Source organism: Nannocystis punicea (assembly GCF_026965555.1).
In the GTDB taxonomy this organism is placed as follows: domain Bacteria; phylum Myxococcota_A; class Polyangia; order Nannocystales; family Nannocystaceae; genus Nannocystis; species Nannocystis punicea.
Window position 1 is genome coordinate 12,948,496 of the sequence record NZ_CP114040.1, and the last position, 16,395, is coordinate 12,964,890.

Sequence of the window (16,395 nt, forward strand, 5' to 3'; positions counted from 1 at the left end):
TCTCGCCCGCGATGGACCACCTCACCAAAGACCAGCTCGCCCGCCTGAAGCAGCGCCTCGAAGACGAGCGCTCGTCCCTGCTCCGCCGCGAGGTCGAGCACCGCGCCGAGACGACCGCGCCGCCCTCGCCCGACGTCGGCGACCAACAAGACCTCGCCGCCAACGAGGCCGCCCAGGTGGCCCAGCTCAGCATCGCCGACCACGAACGCTCCCGCCTCCGCGAGGTCGAAGACGCCCTCGGCCGCATGCAGACCGGGACCTACGGGATCTGCGAGGACACGGAGGAGGAGATCCCGTTCGAGCGCCTGTGGGCCCAGCCGACCGCGAGGCTGACGGTCGAGGCGCAGGAGATCCGCGAACGCGAGGCGCGTGAGCGGGCCGAGCTGCGGGATGCGTATTGATGTCGCCGAACACCGACTGGCTCCTCCGCCTGGCGCTCTCGACGAGAGCGAGTATGCGGTGGCGTGTGCCATGCCATGTGCTAGATGCTTTTCAGGCTCCTCAAGTGGGTCAACTGGAGTGAAGTGAGCCGGACGACACATGTCCGCTCGAAAAACAAAACCTGAGACTTCGAGAAGGTCCGAGAGCTCGGAGCGAATACAAAAGAAGAGTCCGCGGAAATTAAAAAAATCTGAAAACGACAGGAGAGCTCTGGCCCGAGATCGGCGGAGAAACGTGAACAATCTCTGGTCCGAGTTCGGCGGAGAGAGCCAGAAGAGCTTGGCTTGGGTCGGCAAAGAAAACAGGACGAGCTCTGGTCCGAGATCGGTGGAGAAAACGGGAGCGCTCTGGCCTACGATCGGCGGAGAAACCCCGGAGAGCTCTAGCCTGAGATCCGAGGATTAAACCGGGGAAGCTCTGGTCCGAGAGTAGGTGCGGAATTTCTGCTCATCTCGGGGGGAAAGAATTTCGAAGAAAAGGGCGGTGTTCGGGGCACCGCTTTTGTCTTTTAAGAACCAAGAGTTTCAGCGCCGTACATTGAGGCTCTCTTCGTAGTAGTGGAAAATTGTCGAATGACAGCATCCGTTCATGCGACGGTTGCGATTTCTGCTGCCAGATTTATGTGACGCTAATTGCCAGCTTGTCGCCGAAGGGCTCAATCAGCTGACGATTGGCGATCCAGTGGTCATTGCTTTTGGTGTCGAATCGAAGGTCCGAAAGATTGTTTCGGGTCTTCGATGCGATGGTGTTTGTGTTTGACGGATAGCTGCCTGGGAGTGGATGAAAATGCGTGCGATGGAGAGGGTGCGTTATGAAATCGTTTTCTATTATGGATGGCGAACGGTGGTGCCGGACGCTGTGCGCGATTGTCTTCCCATGATCCGATTGATGAATATTCGCATCATGGAACGGTGTTTGGGTGCCGAAGGTATTCCGGAAGATCTCATCGATCTCGACCTTGTTCTTTTGTGCTGCACCTACTTGATGAGCCTGGCGCGGTGCGCTCTCAGCCGTCCCGGCTGAAGGCTCGACTCAAGGTGATCCTGGCGCTTCCACAGACGATTCCATGAGGAAGCAATGGAGCGATGAATGTGCGACTGATCTGACTCGCACAAGAACGCCTCAGCGATACCCTTGCGCCTGCAGCGAGAACAGGCGCTCGTAGCGGCCGCCTCGCTGCATCAGGGACTCGTGATCTCCGGCCTCGAGGATCCGGCCGCCGTGCAGGACGATGATGTGGTCGGCGGCGCGCACGGTCGAGAAGCGGTGGGAGATCAGGATGACCATGCGATCCTTGGAGAGGTTGCGGACGTGCTCGAACACCTGGGCCTCGGCCTCGGCGTCCATGGCGGCGGTCGGTTCGTCGAGGACGAGGACGTCGGCGCCGCTGCGCATGAAGGCGCGCGAGAGGGCGATCTTCTGCCACTGACCGCCCGACAGCTCGCGGCCTTCTTTGAACAGGCGCCCGAGCTGGGTCTCGTACTGCTTCGGCATGTCTTTGATAAAATCTTCGGACATGCCTTTTTGTGCGGACTCCTTCCAGCGCTCGCGGTCCTCGAAGGCGCTGACGTCGCCGGCGCCGATGTTCTCGCCGACCTTGAGCTGGTAGCGGGCGAAGTCCTGGAAGATGACGCCGACGCGGCGGCGCAGGGCGGTCGCGTCCCACTCGCGGAGGTCACGGCCGTCGAGGAAGATCTGCCCGGCCGTGGGGTCGTACAGGCGCGTCAGCAGCTTGATGAGGGTCGTCTTGCCGCTGCCGTTCTCGCCGACGAGGGCGAGGCTCTGGCCGGGGCGGACGTGAAAGCTGACGTCGTGCAGCGTCGGCGCGGCCGCGCCGGGGTAGGTGAAGCCGACGTGCTCGAAGCGGATGCCGTCGCTCGGGTCGGGGCCGGAGGTGGCGGTGCCCGAGGGGGCGGCGACCTCCTGCGAGAGATATTCGTAGAGCGTCGAGAGGTAGAGGTTGTCCTCGTACATGCCGCCGATCGCCCCGAGGATCGACGAGACGGCGCTCTGACCCTGGCGGAACAGCAGCAGGTACATCGTCATCTCGCCGAGGGAGATCTGGCCGGCCACCGCGGCGACGGCGATCCACATATAGGCGCCGTAGAAGGCGGCGGTGGCGACGAGGCCGAGGGTGCCGCTCCAGAAGCCGCGGCGCAGCGTCAGCTTGCGGTCCTCGGCGTAGAGGTCGCTGAAGATCTGTTGATAGCGGCGGAGGAACAGCGGGCCGAGTCCGTAGAGCTTGACCTCCTTGGCGTAATCGAGGGTGCTGATCGCCGTCTCGTAATAATATTGCATGCGCGTCTCGGGGGCGCGCCAGCGGAACAGGCGGAAGGCGTCGCCCGAGAACTTGGCCTCGGCGAGGAACGAGGGCAGGCCGGCGAGGGCGAGGATCAGCGCGGCCCACGGCGAGAAGCCGAACAGCAGGGCGGCGAAGCTGGTCAGCGAGATGGCGTTCTGGACCAGCGAGAAGGTGCGGCCGACCAGGCTCAGCGGGCGGCTCGAGGCCTCGCGGCGGGCGCGGGTCAGCTTGTCGTAGAAGTCGGCGTCCTCGAAGTGGGTGAGGTCGAGGGTCAACGCCTTGTCGAGGATCATGACGTTGACGCGCTGGCCGAGCTGGGTGCGCAGCAGCGACTGACAGACGGAGATCGATCTCTGGGCGAAGGCGAGGAGGATGACGAGCAGCGCCTCGACCGCGACGAGCCGCAGCACCGGCGCGGGATCGTGGCTGACCTGGGCGGCGTGGACGACCGCGTCGACGATCAGCTGACCGACGTAGGCCGCGGCCGCCGGCAGCAGGCCGACGACGAGGGTGAGCACGGCGAGGGCGACGGTGAGCGGCTTGCTGGTCGACCACACCAGCTCGATGGCGCGACGGCCGTAGCGGAACACGCCGAGGAAGCGGCGCAGGCCTGGTTCGTCGGGCGGAGCGGCCACGCGAGGAGTGTGACCGATGCGCTCGTCGATCTGACGCGTCAGCGGAGGATCTCGGCGGTCTGCAAGCGCTCGGGCTCGGCGGGCTCGGCCGGCGCTGATTTTCGCCCGGGCTTCAATTGCAGCGGCTCGGCGGTCTGGATGCGCCCGGTGTCGACGGGCAAGTCGCCGGCCGGCTCCGACGGCTGCGAGATCACCGACGGCGGGATCTCGAGGTTCGGCGGGCTCGGGATCGCCGGCAAGAGCTCGGCGGTCTGCAGGCGCTCTGCCTCGAGCAGGGCCTCCGTGTCGAGCCGGATCGTCTCGGCGCGCTGGACCTCGAGGCGCTCGCTGCTGTGCTTCTGGCACTCGAGCAGCCCGATCACGCCGACGGAGGTGAGGACGCCGAGGACGATCAAGGCGAGGAAGACGCGGGTCCCGTGAGCGGAGGCCCGACGCGCGTTGTCGCGGACCGGCGGGGTGGGCGGGCCGTAGATCGACACGAGGCTCACGCTAGCGGAGGTCGAGGCGCGCGCCCAGCCGCGGACCGGCGGCGAGGCGCGGGGGAGCGCGCGGCTACACGGCGGCGGCGTTCTGGGCGCGGAAGTACTCGACGGTGCGGCGGATGCCCTCGAGCAGGTTGACCTGGGGCTCGTAGCCGAGGTCGGCGGTGGCGCGGGCGTAGCTGAAGTAGTGGTGGGTGCAGATGTAGCGGATCGAGAAGCGGGACAGGCCCTCCTCGGCGTGGAGGGTGCCGCCGCGGACGAGGGTGTCGAAGGTCTCGCGGGCGGCGGCGGCGGCGTAGGCGACGGCGTAGGGGATCCGCAGGCGCGGGGTGGGGTAGCCGAGGCCGACGAGGACGCGGCGCACGAACTCCCAGAAGTTCATGGGCTCGCCGTTGGTGATGAAGTAGGCGCGGCCCGAGACCGGCGAGCCGGGCAGCAGGCGCTCGTCGGCGGCCAGCAGCGAGTCGACGATGTTGCTGACGTAGGTGAAGTCGTTGAGGCGGTCGCCGGCGCCGACTGTGAACTTGAGGTTGCCGGCCCTGGCGCGGGTGAGGATCGCCGGCAGCAGGCGGGTGTCACCTGGCCCGAAGATCATGTGCGGGCGGATCGCGCAGGTCAGGACGCCGCCCTGGCCGCTGGCGCTCAGGACCTCCTCCTCGGCGATCCGCTTGGTCTCGGCGTAGGGGGCCAGCCACTGGCGAGCGTAGGGCAGGCTCTCGTCGCCGTTCTCGATGTCGCGCCCCTCGTAGACGACGCTGGCCGAGCTGACGTAGACGAGCTTCGGCACCTGGCCTTTGCGACAGGCGGCGAGGACGTTGCGGGTGCCGTCGATGTTGACGGCGCGGACCTGCTCGACGCGGCTGTGCTTGGTGTGGACCAGCGAGGCGTTGTGGAACACGACGCTCTGGCCGGCGCAGGCGCGGGCGACGACGTCGGGGTCGCAGATGTCGCCGGAGACGAACTGGACGTCGTCGCGCCAGCGGTCGACCTTGTGGTCGAGGACGGTGACTTTGTCGCCGCGGCGGACGAGGGCGTCGACGAGGAAGCGGCCGAGGAAGCCGCAGCCGCCGGTGACGAGAGAAGCGCGAGGCTCGGTCATGCGAGGCGCGGATGGTAGCGGGCGCGCGCCAGCGGCTCAAGGGCAGGTGCGACGCAAGACCGTGGTCCCCGCTTCCAGCTCCACCAAGGCTTCGACGCACGGATCTTCCGGCAGGTCCCCGGGGGGGAAACCGCAGCACGGCTCGCGGTTCTTGTAGATCTCGCCCTTGTCGTTGTAAGGGCAGTTGGCGCTCCGCGGGGTGCAGCAGCCGTTATCGGGGACGTCCCCCGGAGGGGCGAGGAATGCGTCACAGCTCTCGTTGCACGCGTACGCGCACGCGACCATGAGGCCGCCGGCGTTACAACGCGCCTGACAGAACAGGCTCAACGCCTGCGGGTCAGGGTCCACCTCGCCGTCGCAGACCTCGGGCTTGGCGTCGCGCAGCTCGTCCTCCTTGTCGAGCACGTCGGCGCTCTCGAGCAGCTGGTTGCCGCAGTAGTGGCAGTTGGAGCGGTCCCACTTGCACTCGATGCACCTGGTGGACTCCCCGCCGCCGTAGGCGCGGAAGTTCGGGCCGTCGAGGGTGGTGCAGTCGATGCGGATCGGCGCGCCCTTGTCCGTCACGTCCGTCACCAGGCCGTCGTCGCACTCCTCGTTCTCGTCGACCACGCCGTCGCCGCAGGCGCGCGGGCAGCCGGACACGTCGATCGTGCAGTCGCTGCGGCAGCGCGCAGAGCCCTCGATCGGACATGGCGGCGAGGACATGTCCATCGGGTCACACGCCTCGCCCGGGTCGAGCAAGCCGTTGCCGCAGCGGGTGCAGGCGCCGCGGTCGAAGATGCAGGTGCTGCGGTCGCACGCGCCCGGGCCCGGGACCTCGCCGGCCGCGCAGAAGCCGACCATGCTGTCGGCCTGTGACGGCTCACACTCCTCGCCCGCGAGCCTGTCGACGTAGCCGTCGCCGCAGTCGGGCTGCAGGTCGAGCTGGACGACGCAGCCCAAGGTCCCACCGAGGCCGGCGGCGACGAGCAGCGCGTGCGCGAGGCGCATGCTCGTCAAGGTAGCACAGAGGGCCGTGGATCACGCTTTGACGCGCCAGCGAGCCGAATCCGGGCGATCTGGCAGGGTGCGCCCGGCGCCTCGGTCAGGTCGAGCCCGCGGCCCGGCGGCGGTCGCGACCTCGCGCGTGCGGCCATTCGCCGAGTCGGTTCGCTGCGCGAGTTCGTCGCGCCGGCCGCGCTCGCGCAGGAGGTCGCGCTCGCGTCCGTCATCGACGCGGCATCGCGCGGCGCGTCAGCGGCAGACGTTGATGAGGATCGGGAAGTTGACCGGCTCGCAGGGGTTCTCTTCCGGGTGGGTGAGCTTGCGGCAGCAGTCGTTGCGGCCGGGCATCAGGTCGCCGGTCTGCGGGTCGTAGGGGCAGGCCTCGCCGCGGGCGGTGCAGCAGCCGAGCTCCTCGGTCGGGAGGTTGGCGGTCTTGTCGAAGGCCTGGCAGTCGTCGGCGCACTTGAACTTGCACTCGACGCGGTAGTTGCTGCCGCACGCGCCCTGGCAGTGGATCACCAGCGCCTCCGGGTCGGCCTGCTGGTTGTCACACACCTCGGGCGCCGGCTGGATGGTCTGCTCGAAGTCGACGTAGAGGCCGTCGACGACCTCGTCACCCTCGAGCTTGTCGTTCTGGCAGTACGAGCACTGCGAGCGGTCCCACTCGCACTTGCTGGTGCACTTCGTCGAGGAGCCCGAGCCGTAGCGGCGGGTGATGCCCGCCGGCGAGTCGAGGTCGGTGCAGGGGACCTCGAGCGCGAGGTCGTCGAGGTCGAGGGCGAAGTCGCATTCCTCGTCGAGGTCGACCATGCCGTTGCCGCAGGCGGAGCAGGCCGAGCGATCGACGGTGCAGTTGTCGCGGCAGGTCGCGACCCCTTCTCCGGGACATGTCGGTGCGGTCATGTCCTCTGGGTCACATTCTTCGCCGGGGTCGAGCACGCCGTTGCCGCAGCTCGAGCAGCCGCTGGGGGTGAAGCGGCAGGACTTGGGGTCGCACGCGGCGGGGCCGGCGACCTGGCCGAGCTCGGCGCAGCGGTCGGCGTAGCTGTCGGGCAGGGACGGCTCGCAGTCCTCTTGAGCGAGGGCGTCGATGAAGCCGTCGCCGCAGTCGGCCTGCGGATCGAGCTCGATGAGGCAGCCTGCGGCGACGCCGAGCGCCGCTGCGAGGAGCCACATGAGCCGGGAGGCGGGCCTCATCGTCGAGGACGATAGCACGCGGACCCGCGACGGGCGGCGATCGTGGCGGTGGTCGCCGACTCACGTTCAGGTTCACGGATGTGGGCCAGTGAAGCTCGCAAATCGCAGAACCACGAGTCTGTCATCTCGAGTTACGCTCGCAGCGATGGAGCCTCATGATCCGCCGAGCAAACAGCAGTCTCATGCACGGTCGTCTCCTGCAGCGCTCCGCAACCGCGGGGTGATCGCAGAGGTGTTGGCACGGGTCCTGCCACCGCAGGGGCGCGTGCTCGAAATCGCCAGCGGGACCGGAGAGCACGCGGTGAGCTTCGCCGCCGCGTTCCCTGGGGTCTCGTGGCAACCGACCGACGTCGAACCGGAAGCGCTGGCGTCGATCGCCGCACGCGTCGACAGCGAGGGCCCGCGCAACTTACTCCAGCCGCTGCGGCTCGACGTCACCGCGTGGCCGTGGCCGGTCACCGAGGTCGACGCGATCGTGTGCATCAACATGATCCACATCTCCCCGTGGGCCGCCTGCGAGGCGCTGATGGCCGGGGCCGGGCGCGTGCTGCCCGTCGGCGGGGTGCTCTACCTGTACGGCGCGATCAAGTTCGACGGCCGCCACACTGCCCCGAGCAACGAGGCGTTCGACGCCGACCTGCGGGCCCGCGACCCGGCGTGGGGCGTGCGCGACGAGGCCGACGTGCGGGCCGCGGCCGCGGCTCACGGCCTCCAGCGAGCCGAGCTGGTGGCGATGCCCGCCAACAACTTCTCGCTGGTGTTCCGCAAGTCCTGAAGGACATGCCCTTTCGTGCAGGTCCGCTGCGCTTGCGCAGGCGGGCTCGGGGGGGTATCCTGCGCAAAGTCGCGCATGGCTCCTCAGCTCGATCTGTTCGCCGATCCCTCGCAAGATCCCGCCCCCGCCGCGGACGGCGGGGCTCGTGGCGCCAAGAAGACGGCGCCCCCGATCTCGCCGGCGACCGCGCCGGCCGAGCTGGCGGCGCTGGCCGAGCGGCTGCCGAAGAACCTGCGCTTCGGCACGTCGTCGTGGGCCTACCCGGGCTGGTCGGGGATCGTCTACGACCTGCCGCACAGCCAGCAGCGGCTCGCGCGCGAGGGTCTGGCCGCGTACGCGCGTCATCCGCTGATGCGCGCGGTGGGCATCGACCGCTCGTACTACGCGCCGCCGCGGACCGACGAGTTCGCGGCCTACGCCGCGGCGGTGCCGGCCGACTTCCGCTTCCTGGTCAAGGCCCACGAGGCCTGCACGACGGCGGTGTGGCCCAAGCACCAGCGCTACGGCAAGGTCCGCGGCCAGCCCAACGAGCGCTTCCTCGACCCGGTGTACGCCAGCGAATTCGTGGTCGCGCCGGCCGTCGAGGGCCTCGGCGAGACGCTGGGGCCGCTGCTGTTCCAGTTCGCCCCGCAGGACTTCGGCGCGCTCGGCGGGGCCCGCTGGCTGGTCGACCGCCTGCGCCGCTTCCTCGACGGGCTGCCCCGCGGGCCGCTCTACGCGGTCGAGCTGCGCAACCGCGAGCTGATGACCGGCGCCTACGCCGCGGCGCTGGCGGAGTTCGGCGCCTGCCACTGCATCAACGTCTACCCGAGCATGCCGCCGGCGCGGGCGCAGCGGTCGCGCGTGCGCCAGGACCAGGCCCCGGCGCTGGTGTGCCGCTGGATGCTGCACCCGAGCATGAACTACGAGCGCGCCGAGGCCCGCTACGACCCGTTCGACCACCTCGTCGACGAAGACCCGGGCAACCGCGAGGAGGTCGCCAGAGTCTGCCTCGAGACGGACGTCGACCTGCCGGTCTACGTGATCGTCAACAACAAGGCCGAGGGCTCGTCGCCGCGGACGATCGCCAGGCTGGCCCTGCGGATCGCCGAGCTCGACGCCAGCCGCGCGGCTGGATGACGCGCATGGAACTTTACGGAGTTGTCATGTGGAAACCTGTCCCGAGGGGCAGGTGAGCGGGCCGAGGAGCCGGACCGACGTGACGCGAGGCAGCGAGGATCGGACCTGCCCTGAAGGACAGATCTCTTCGGAAGCCGACGAGAGAACCGCGCAGAGCGAGGTCCGTGGCGAGCTGCCCCGAGGGACAGGTTTGCCGAGCCGAGCGCGTCGGACGGGGCTGCTCGCCTCCTGGCCGACGAGCGTCGCGAGCGCGGGACAGGCTCAGCGGAGGTTCGTCGGCGGGGTGGTCGAGCGCGTGGGACGGGCCGCGGCGAGGGTGCTCGCCTCCTGGCCGATGATCGTCTCGAGCGTGTACATGGCGTCGAAGTAGGTGCCGTAGGCGTCGAGCGCCTCGGTCTGGATCCGCAAGAAATTCTCGCGGGCGACGAACACCTCGATGATGTCGACCTCGCCGAGCTCGAAGGCCCGCTGCAGCAGCTGCAGGTTCTCCTCGAAGCGCGGCACGACCTCGCGCGAGTAGGTCTGGACGCGCTCGGCCGCGGTGTTGATCGCGTCGACCGCCCGGCGAGCGTTGAGCGCGAGCTGGTAGCGCGTGACCTCGAGCTCGGTGTTGGCGACGCTCAGCTCGGCCTTGGTCTGCGCCCGCGCCAGCTGGTTGCGCTTGAAGAACGGCAGCGGGATCGTGATCATGCCGAGGAGGAGTCGGGACGGGTAAGCCGCGCCGGGCTCCCACTCGCGGCCCGCGTAGACGCCGAGCCACGGCTCGGGCAGGCGGTCGCGCTTGGCCGACTTGACCCTGGCCTCGCCGAGTTCGACCTGGGCCTCCTTGGTCTTGAGCGCCGGGTGCTCCTTCTGCACGTTGGCGATCAGGTCCTCGGGGTCGCGGACCTTGATCGGGTCGCCGAGCTCGCCGGCGGGGGCGATGAGCTGTCCCGAAGGCCAGCCGGCCATCTCGGCCAGGTGGATGCACGCGAGGCGGTAGTTGAGGTCCGCGGCCAGCTTGGCCTGGCGCGCGCGCGCGAGCTCACCCTCGGCCACGCGCACGCGCAGGCGCGAGATCTCACCGGCCTGCTGGCGGCGGCTGGCGATGTCGAGGAGGCGCTCGGCGAACTGCTGCGTGCGTGCGGCGGTGCGTGCGCGCTCCTTGGCGATCAGCGCGGTGTTGTACGCGTAGTGGACCTGCGCGTGCGTGGTCCAGCGGACCTGCGCGAGCTCCTTGTCGAGGTACTCGCGGTACTCGCGACCGGCCTTGATGCGGAGGTGGCGCTCGCGGCCGATCTCGAACGGCTGCTGCAGCGTGGCCTGGAGCTCGAAGTGCCGCTCGCCGGGAAAGGCCTGGTTCGAGCGGACGCCCATGCCGAGGTACAGCTGCGGGTTGTCGATCAGCAGCGGCTTGGCGCCGGTGACCGCCGCGTCGCCGAGCTCGAGGCGCGAGCGGGCGGTGCGGACCGGCATCGCGTTCTCTTCGGCGTGTTTTAAAATTGTGTCGAGGGGGAGGACCTGAGCGCCGGCGACGACCGGTTCGGGGATCGTCTGACTCGGCTCGGGCGCCGGCGCGAGCAGCGGCGCCGGCTGGTCAGCGGGCTTGCGTGCGGGGGCGGGCGCGGCTCCGGCCGCGGGCGCGAGCGATGCTGCGGTCACGGCCGCGACCAGCGTGAACATCGTCGAGGTGCGGGTGAGGGCTGTGCGGCGTGGCATGCGAATCGGAGTGCGGACGAGATCGTCGCGCCTTGTCAAGCCCGCGGACTCTTACACGTGGGGTCCGAGGTTGCCAAGATCCTTGTTCAGCTCGAGAGTTTCGACACGGCTGCAGCGCTCTGGGGGCCGGCGAAACCTTGACATGAAGTCCCCGTAATGTAAGCAATGGTGTTCGAAACACCATCCCAGGGCCTTTTTCGGGGGGAGAAGCACTCTCGTCCCGCCGGGCCCTGCGCCACGCTCGCGCACGGGCCTGGCGCGCGGATTAAAAGACTCCCAGGACGTGTAGTGATGAGCAATTCCTCTGACCCCGGTCGAGCCTCGCGCTGGCTGATCCTCCTCGACCACGCGCGACGCTGGTTCGTGCTCATGTTCGTCTTCGCGGTCGCGACGCCGCTCGGCTGCAACCACGGAGAGGCCGCCGAAGGCGACGCCGCCACCAAGCCGCCGGAGCTACCGTACTTCGAAGACGGCGTGATCAAGCTGCCCGAGGTGTTCGCCGAGAAGGCGGCGCTGCAGAGCGCGACGGTCGAGATGACCGAGGTGTCGCCGGTGGTCCACGTGACCGGCGTGCTCGAGTTCGACGAGCTGCGGATCGCCGAGGTCGGCTCGCGGATCTCCGGGCGCGTCAAGGAGGTCAAGGTCATCGAGGGCACGAAGGTCGAGACCGGCGATATCCTGGCCACGCTCGACAGCGCGGAGCTGGGCAAGGCGCAGGCCGAGATCTCGGCGGTGGTCGCCAAGGCGGAGCTGGCCGAGCGCGACAAGGAGCGCAAGCGGCGGCTGCTGCAGGAGGGCATCGCCTCGCAGCGCGCGGCCGACCTCGCCAGCGCCGAGGTGTCGGTCGCCAGCGCCGAGCTGCGGGCGGCCAAGCAGCGCGTGCAGGCGCTGGGCGGCGGGTCGTCCGACAAGGCGGCGCTCGGGGTGATGTCGCTGACCTCGCCGATCGAGGGCGACGTGGTCCGCGTGCGAGTGTTCCGCGGCCAGGCGGTCGAGCCGAGCTATACGGCCTTCACGATCGCCGACCGCAGCACGCTGTGGGTGCGCCTCAGCGTATTCGAGGGCGAGGTGGTCAACATCCGCGTCGGCGACTCGGTCGAGATCTCGTCGCAGGTGACGCCCGACGAGGTGCTGACCGGCACCGTGACGTTCGTCAGCACGGTGCTCGACCCGGTGACCCGCAGCGCCGAGGTGCGCGTGGTGGTCCCGAACGAGGCCGGCAAGCTGCGCGTCGGCCAGGCGGTCAACGCGAGGATCCGGCCGGGCGCGGCGCGCAAGCAGGCGCTGGCGATCCCGCGCAAGGCGATGGTGCAGGTCGACGGCAAGCCGACGGTGTTCGTCGAGGTCGGCGAGCGGGCCGTCATGCCGCGCACGATCGAGGTCGGCGCCCAGGGCCCCGACCTCGTCGAGATCAGGAAGGGCCTCGAGCCGGGCGAGCGGATCATCACCGAGGGGGTGTTCGCCCTCAAGTCCGAGCTGTTCCGCTAATCGAGGCGCCGAGGAGACACCCATGCTGGGCGCACTCATCGATATCTCCATCCGCCTGCGCTACTTGATGGCGGGCCTGCTCGCCGCGCTGCTGGTGGCCGGCGCGATCGCGGCGAAGAACCTGCCGATCGACGCGCTGCCCGACATCTCGACGATCCAGGTCACGGTCATCACCGAGGCGCCCGGCATGTCGGCCCTCGAGGTCGAGCGCAACGTCACCTTCCCGATGGAGAACGCCCTCAACGGCGTCCCCGGGCTCGACGAGCTGCGATCGATCTCTCGCGCCGACATCTCGTCGATCACCGTCGTCTTCCGCGACGGCACCGACCCATGGTTCGCGCGCCAGCTGGTGTTCGAGCGCATGCTGCAGGCCAAGGGCGACCTGCCGGCGATGATCCAGACGCCGATCCTGGCGCCGCTGTCGACCGGTCTCGGCGAGATCTTCCAGTTCGTGGTCCGCTCGCCGGTGCACACGCGCAAGCAGCTGCGGACGATGCTCGAGTGGGAGATCGTGCCGCGCCTGCGCGGGGTGCCGGGGGTCATCGAGGTCAACTCGATCGGCGGTGACCTGAAGCAGTACCAGGTGATCGTCCAGCCCGACCGCCTCGCGGCCTACGGGCTGACGATCCGCGAGCTGTCCGAGACCCTGACCGGCTCGAACGCGATCGTGTCCGGCGGCTACATCGACCGCACCGCCGAGAGCTTCACGCTGCGCGCGGTCGGCACGTTCACCAGCATCGAGGACATCGGCAACGTCGTCCTCAAGGTCTCGGAGGGCCAGCCGGTGCTGGTCCGCCACGTCGCCGAGGTGCGCGACGGCTCGGCCCTGCGCCACGGCGTGGTCACCTTCAACGGCGAGGACGAGGCGGTGGCCGGCATCATCATGATGCTGCTGGGCTCGAACAGCCGCGACGTCATCTACGCGGTCAAGGACCGGGTGGCGGAGATCCAGGCCGACCTGCCCGCGGGCGTGGTCATCGAGGCGGTCTACGACCGCGCGAACTTCGTCGAGCGCACCCTGGCGACGGTGCTGAAGAACCTCGCCGAGGGCGCCGTGGTGGTGTTCCTCGTCCTGGTGCTGTTCCTCGGCACGGTCCGCGGCGCGCTGGTGTGCGTGCTCGGCATCCCGGCGTCGATGTCGGTGGCGCTGTTCGGCATGCACTGGGCCGGGGTCGCCGGCGACCTGATGTCGCTCGGCGCGATCGACTTCGGCTTCCTCGTCGACGGTCCGATCGTCGTGCTCGAGGCGCTGATCGCCACCTTCGTCGGCCAGCAGATGTCCCGCGAGGAGCGGGCGCAGGCCTACAACACGAGCATCGGGGCGGTGATGCGCCCGGTCGCGTTCGCGGTGGCGATCATCATGCTGGTGTACATCCCGCTGCTCAGCCTCGAGGGGGTCGAGGGGCGGCTGTTCAAGCCGATGGCCACCACCATGGCGTTCGCGCTGCTCGGCGCGCTCATCTACTCGGTGGTGTTCTTGCCGGCGCTGCTGGCGCTGTTCGTGCCGCCGCTGAAGAAGGAGGGCGCGCGCTGGCTCAACCCGATCGCGCGCGGCTACAAGGCAGCGCTGCCGCACTCGATCCGGCTGCGCTGGCCGCTGATCCTCGGCGCGGCCGCGGCGCTGCTCATCTCCGGCTACATCTTCAAGGAGAAGGGCGCCGACTTCGTGCCGCGCATCGACGAGGGCGACATGGTGGTCAGCATCCGCCGTCCGCCGTCGATCAACCTCGAGGAGGCCAAGCGCCTCGACTACCAGACGCAGAAGATCCTCCTGAAGTACCCGGAGATCCTCAAGACGCTGACGATGACCGGCCGCGCCGAGGTGGCCATCGAGCCGGTCGGCAAGGACCGCACGGAGATCTCGATCCCGCTGCTGCCCAAGGAGCAGTGGACCACCGCGCACGACCTCGACGAGCTCAGCGTGGCCCTCAAGAACGACATCGAGTCGCAGGTGCCCGGCACCTTCGTCGCGGTGTCGCAGCCGATCGAGGACCGCAACAACGAGATCATCAGCGGTTCGCGCGCCGACATCCAGATCGTGGTCGCCGGCAACGAGCTGCTCGAGCTGAAGAACATCGCCGACCAGATCGCCGACGCGGTCCGGCCGATCGAGGGCACCGGCGACCTCCGCGTCGAGCAGGTGCTCGGCATGCCCGAGCTGACGGTGCGGCCCGATCGGGCCCGCCTGGCCCGCTACGGCGTCAGCATGCAAGACGCGCTGCTGGCGATCGAGACCGCCCGGGTCGGCAAGACCTTCGGCCTGGTCTACGAGGGCATCCGCCGGTTCGACGCGCGCCTCCTGATCCCGCCGCGCGCGCCGGTGCCGGAGGCGCTCGGCGACCTGTTCGTCGAGACGGTCGACGGCCACCGCGTGCCGCTGTCCGAGGTGGCGACGATCGTCGAGGCGGAGGGCCCGGCGCAGATCCGCCGCAAGAACCGGGTCCGCGTGGTCCGCGTCGAGGTCAACCTGCGCGGCCGCGACCTGCTGTCGTGGGTGAACGAAGCCCAGGCGGCGGTGAACGACAAGGTCCAGGTCACGCCCGGGTACAAGGTCGAGTGGGCGGGGCAGTTCGAGAACTTCGAGCGCGCGTCGAAGCGCCTCGCGGTGGTCGTACCGATCTGCCTGATGCTGATCTTCGGCATGCTGCTCTGGAACTTCGGCGACATCCGCTACGCGACGGCGGTGTTCGCGATCGTGCCGTTCGCGCTCATCGGCGGGTTCGTCGGCCTCATCATCCGCGACATGGCGTTCAGCATCCCGGCGGCGGTCGGCTTCATCGCCCTCGCCGGCGTGGCGGTGCTCAACGGCGTGGTCATGGCCAACGACGTGCGCCACGCGATCGACGAGGGCCACCCGTTCGACAAGGCGCTGGTCAAGGGGGCCGTGCACACGATGCGCGCGGTCCTCACCACCGGCGCGGTCGCGGCCCTCGGCTTCCTGCCGATGGCCCTGGCCACCGGCGCCGGCTCCGAGGTCCAGCGCCCGCTGGCCACCACGGTCGTGTTCGGCATCGGCGCGTCGACGCTGATGACGATGTTCCTGCTGCCGGCGATCCTCAAGATGACGCTCCGCCGCGAGCAGCGGGCGACGCCCGAGGCCAACCACGCGCCGCACGTCGGCGCCGAGCGCTCGTAACGCCGAGGCGACGCGAGCGACGAGACCGGACGAGCCCGCGCGGGCCGTCCGGTCTCGCTGCTTTCGGCGGGTGAGAGGGTCTTCGGGGCAGGTGCAGTGGCCTGTCCCGAAGGTCAGGCGGCTGCGGACTTGGCGAGGCCGGTGAGCTGCTCGGAGACCTCCCACAGGCGGAGGGCGGCGGCGCGGTCGAGGGCGTAGCGCGTGGGGCGGGCGGGCTTCGACTTGGCGAAGTACTGGCCGCTGGTGCGCTCGAGCTCGGGGGCGCTGGCGACGTACACCGAGGTGCGGGCGCCCTGCTCGGGGGTGATCATGAAGCGCTGGGCGATGCCGACGAGGAAGCGGGAGATGCCGCGGGTGTCGCCGTCGAGGCCGAAGCCGGAGGCGACGACGCCGGGGTGGACGGCGTTGACGGTGACGCCGGTGCCGCGCAGGCGCTCGGCGAGCTCGAGCGTGAAGAGGAGGTTGGCCAGCTTGCTGCGGCAGTACACGGGGAAGGCGCTGTACTTGCGGCGGGCCTGCAGGTCGTCGAAGTCGAGCCCGCGGGCGGCGCGGTGGGCGTCCGAGGCGAGCACGACGATCCGCGACGGCGCGCTCTGCTTCAGCCGGTCGAGCAGCAGGTGCGTGAGCAGGAAGTGGCCGAGGTGGTTGACTGCGAAGGTGGTCTCGAAGCCGTCGGCGGTCTCGCTGCGGTCGGACAGGACGAGGCCGGCGTTGTTGATGAGGACGTCGAGCCGCGGGTGACCGGCGAGGTACTCGGCGGCGAACCGGCGCACGTCGGCCAGCGAGGCGAGGTCGAGGCGCAGGACCTCGACGGCGTCGGAGCCGCTCTGCCGCTTGATGTCGGCGACCGCGGCCTCGCCCTTGACGAGGTCGCGCGAGGTGATGGTGACCGCGGCGCCCATGCGCGCCAGCTCGATCGCGGTGGCCTTGCCGATCCCGGTGTTGCCGCCCGTGAGCAGCACGTGCTTGCCTTGCATCGTCATGGCGCGGACCCATACCAGAGCGACCGGAGCGGCGCCACGGGGGCCGAAGGCCCCGC

The 16,395-nt window shown here is 69.3% G+C and carries 13 protein-coding genes; 6 read left to right on the forward strand and 7 right to left on the reverse strand.

Annotated features, from left to right (window positions below; all coding sequences use genetic code 11):
- Window positions 1-11: 11 nt before the first annotated feature.
- Together O0S08_RS49950 and O0S08_RS49955 are read left to right on the forward strand one after the other, a co-directional pair.
- A complete protein-coding gene (locus O0S08_RS49950; RefSeq protein WP_269036647.1) occupies window positions 12-401 on the forward strand; it encodes a TraR/DksA family transcriptional regulator in 390 nt (129 codons plus the stop codon).
- 826 nt (window positions 402-1,227) lie between these two features.
- Window positions 1,228-1,464: a hypothetical protein gene (locus O0S08_RS49955; RefSeq protein WP_269036648.1), complete on the forward strand. Its 237-nt coding sequence runs from the start codon at window positions 1,228-1,230 to the stop codon at window positions 1,462-1,464.
- A gap of 99 nt (window positions 1,465-1,563) precedes the next feature.
- Here O0S08_RS49955 and O0S08_RS49960 read toward each other — a convergent pair whose 3' ends face one another.
- The 5 genes from O0S08_RS49960 to O0S08_RS49980 all read right to left on the reverse strand — a co-directional run bounded on the left by O0S08_RS49960 (window position 1,564) and on the right by O0S08_RS49980 (window position 7,140).
- Window positions 1,564-3,378: an ABC transporter ATP-binding protein gene (locus tag O0S08_RS49960; RefSeq protein ID WP_269036649.1), complete on the reverse strand. Its 1,815-nt coding sequence runs from the start codon at window positions 3,376-3,378 to the stop codon at window positions 1,564-1,566.
- A gap of 38 nt (window positions 3,379-3,416) precedes the next feature.
- Window positions 3,417-3,857, reverse strand: coding sequence for a hypothetical protein (locus O0S08_RS49965; protein ID WP_269036650.1), 441 nt, complete (start codon window positions 3,855-3,857; stop codon window positions 3,417-3,419).
- Window positions 3,858-3,930: 73 nt separating this feature from the next.
- A complete protein-coding gene (locus O0S08_RS49970; RefSeq protein WP_269036651.1) occupies window positions 3,931-4,959 on the reverse strand; it encodes an NAD-dependent epimerase/dehydratase family protein in 1,029 nt (342 codons plus the stop codon).
- A 36-nt stretch (window positions 4,960-4,995) separates the two neighbouring features.
- Window positions 4,996-5,949 (reverse strand): hypothetical protein, encoded by a 954-nt coding sequence (locus O0S08_RS49975; RefSeq protein ID WP_269036652.1) that lies wholly within the window; start codon window positions 5,947-5,949, stop codon window positions 4,996-4,998.
- 243 nt (window positions 5,950-6,192) lie between these two features.
- Window positions 6,193-7,140 (reverse strand): hypothetical protein, encoded by a 948-nt coding sequence (locus O0S08_RS49980; RefSeq protein ID WP_269036653.1) that lies wholly within the window; start codon window positions 7,138-7,140, stop codon window positions 6,193-6,195.
- A gap of 145 nt (window positions 7,141-7,285) precedes the next feature.
- Here O0S08_RS49980 and O0S08_RS49985 point away from each other — a divergent pair, with 145 nt between their 5' ends.
- Window positions 7,286-7,915, forward strand: a complete 630-nt coding sequence (locus O0S08_RS49985; RefSeq protein WP_269036654.1) for a DUF938 domain-containing protein — start codon at window positions 7,286-7,288, stop codon at window positions 7,913-7,915.
- A 75-nt stretch (window positions 7,916-7,990) separates the two neighbouring features.
- Window positions 7,991-9,034 carry a DUF72 domain-containing protein gene (locus O0S08_RS49990; protein ID WP_269036655.1) on the forward strand — a complete coding sequence of 348 codons (1,044 nt, stop codon included), beginning with the start codon at window positions 7,991-7,993 and terminating at the stop codon, window positions 9,032-9,034.
- Window positions 9,035-9,295: 261 nt separating this feature from the next.
- On the opposite strand, the gene O0S08_RS49995 is transcribed toward O0S08_RS49990, so the two are convergent.
- Window positions 9,296-10,732, reverse strand: a complete 1,437-nt coding sequence (locus O0S08_RS49995; protein WP_269036656.1) for a TolC family protein — start codon at window positions 10,730-10,732, stop codon at window positions 9,296-9,298.
- A 291-nt stretch (window positions 10,733-11,023) separates the two neighbouring features.
- Here O0S08_RS49995 and O0S08_RS50000 point away from each other — a divergent pair, with 291 nt between their 5' ends.
- Together O0S08_RS50000 and O0S08_RS50005 are read left to right on the forward strand one after the other, a co-directional pair.
- Complete coding sequence (locus O0S08_RS50000) at window positions 11,024-12,220, forward strand: efflux RND transporter periplasmic adaptor subunit (protein WP_269036657.1); 1,197 nt, start codon at window positions 11,024-11,026, stop codon at window positions 12,218-12,220.
- 22 nt (window positions 12,221-12,242) lie between these two features.
- Window positions 12,243-15,356 (forward strand): efflux RND transporter permease subunit, encoded by a 3,114-nt coding sequence (locus O0S08_RS50005; RefSeq protein WP_269036658.1) that lies wholly within the window; start codon window positions 12,243-12,245, stop codon window positions 15,354-15,356.
- 113 nt (window positions 15,357-15,469) lie between these two features.
- On the opposite strand, the gene O0S08_RS50010 is transcribed toward O0S08_RS50005, so the two are convergent.
- A complete protein-coding gene (locus O0S08_RS50010) occupies window positions 15,470-16,339 on the reverse strand; it encodes an SDR family oxidoreductase (protein WP_269036659.1) in 870 nt (289 codons plus the stop codon).
- Between the last annotated feature and the right edge of the window lie 56 nt (window positions 16,340-16,395).

Coding starts and splice junctions, on each gene's coding strand:
- O0S08_RS49950 (WP_269036647.1), top strand. CDS start 12: ATGGACCACCTCACCAAAGACCAGCTCGCCCGCCTGAAGCAGCGCCTC.
- O0S08_RS49985 (WP_269036654.1), top strand. CDS start 7,286: ATGGAGCCTCATGATCCGCCGAGCAAACAGCAGTCTCATGCACGGTCG.
- O0S08_RS50000 (WP_269036657.1), top strand. CDS start 11,024: ATGAGCAATTCCTCTGACCCCGGTCGAGCCTCGCGCTGGCTGATCCTC.
- O0S08_RS50010 (WP_269036659.1), bottom strand. CDS start 16,339: ATGACGATGCAAGGCAAGCACGTGCTGCTCACGGGCGGCAACACCGGG.
- O0S08_RS50005 (WP_269036658.1), top strand. CDS start 12,243: ATGCTGGGCGCACTCATCGATATCTCCATCCGCCTGCGCTACTTGATG.
- O0S08_RS49995 (WP_269036656.1), bottom strand. CDS start 10,732: ATGCCACGCCGCACAGCCCTCACCCGCACCTCGACGATGTTCACGCTG.
- O0S08_RS49980 (WP_269036653.1), bottom strand. CDS start 7,140: ATGAGGCCCGCCTCCCGGCTCATGTGGCTCCTCGCAGCGGCGCTCGGC.
- O0S08_RS49970 (WP_269036651.1), bottom strand. CDS start 4,959: ATGACCGAGCCTCGCGCTTCTCTCGTCACCGGCGGCTGCGGCTTCCTC.
- O0S08_RS49975 (WP_269036652.1), bottom strand. CDS start 5,949: ATGCGCCTCGCGCACGCGCTGCTCGTCGCCGCCGGCCTCGGTGGGACC.
- O0S08_RS49955 (WP_269036648.1), top strand. CDS start 1,228: ATGCGTGCGATGGAGAGGGTGCGTTATGAAATCGTTTTCTATTATGGA.
- O0S08_RS49990 (WP_269036655.1), top strand. CDS start 7,991: ATGGCTCCTCAGCTCGATCTGTTCGCCGATCCCTCGCAAGATCCCGCC.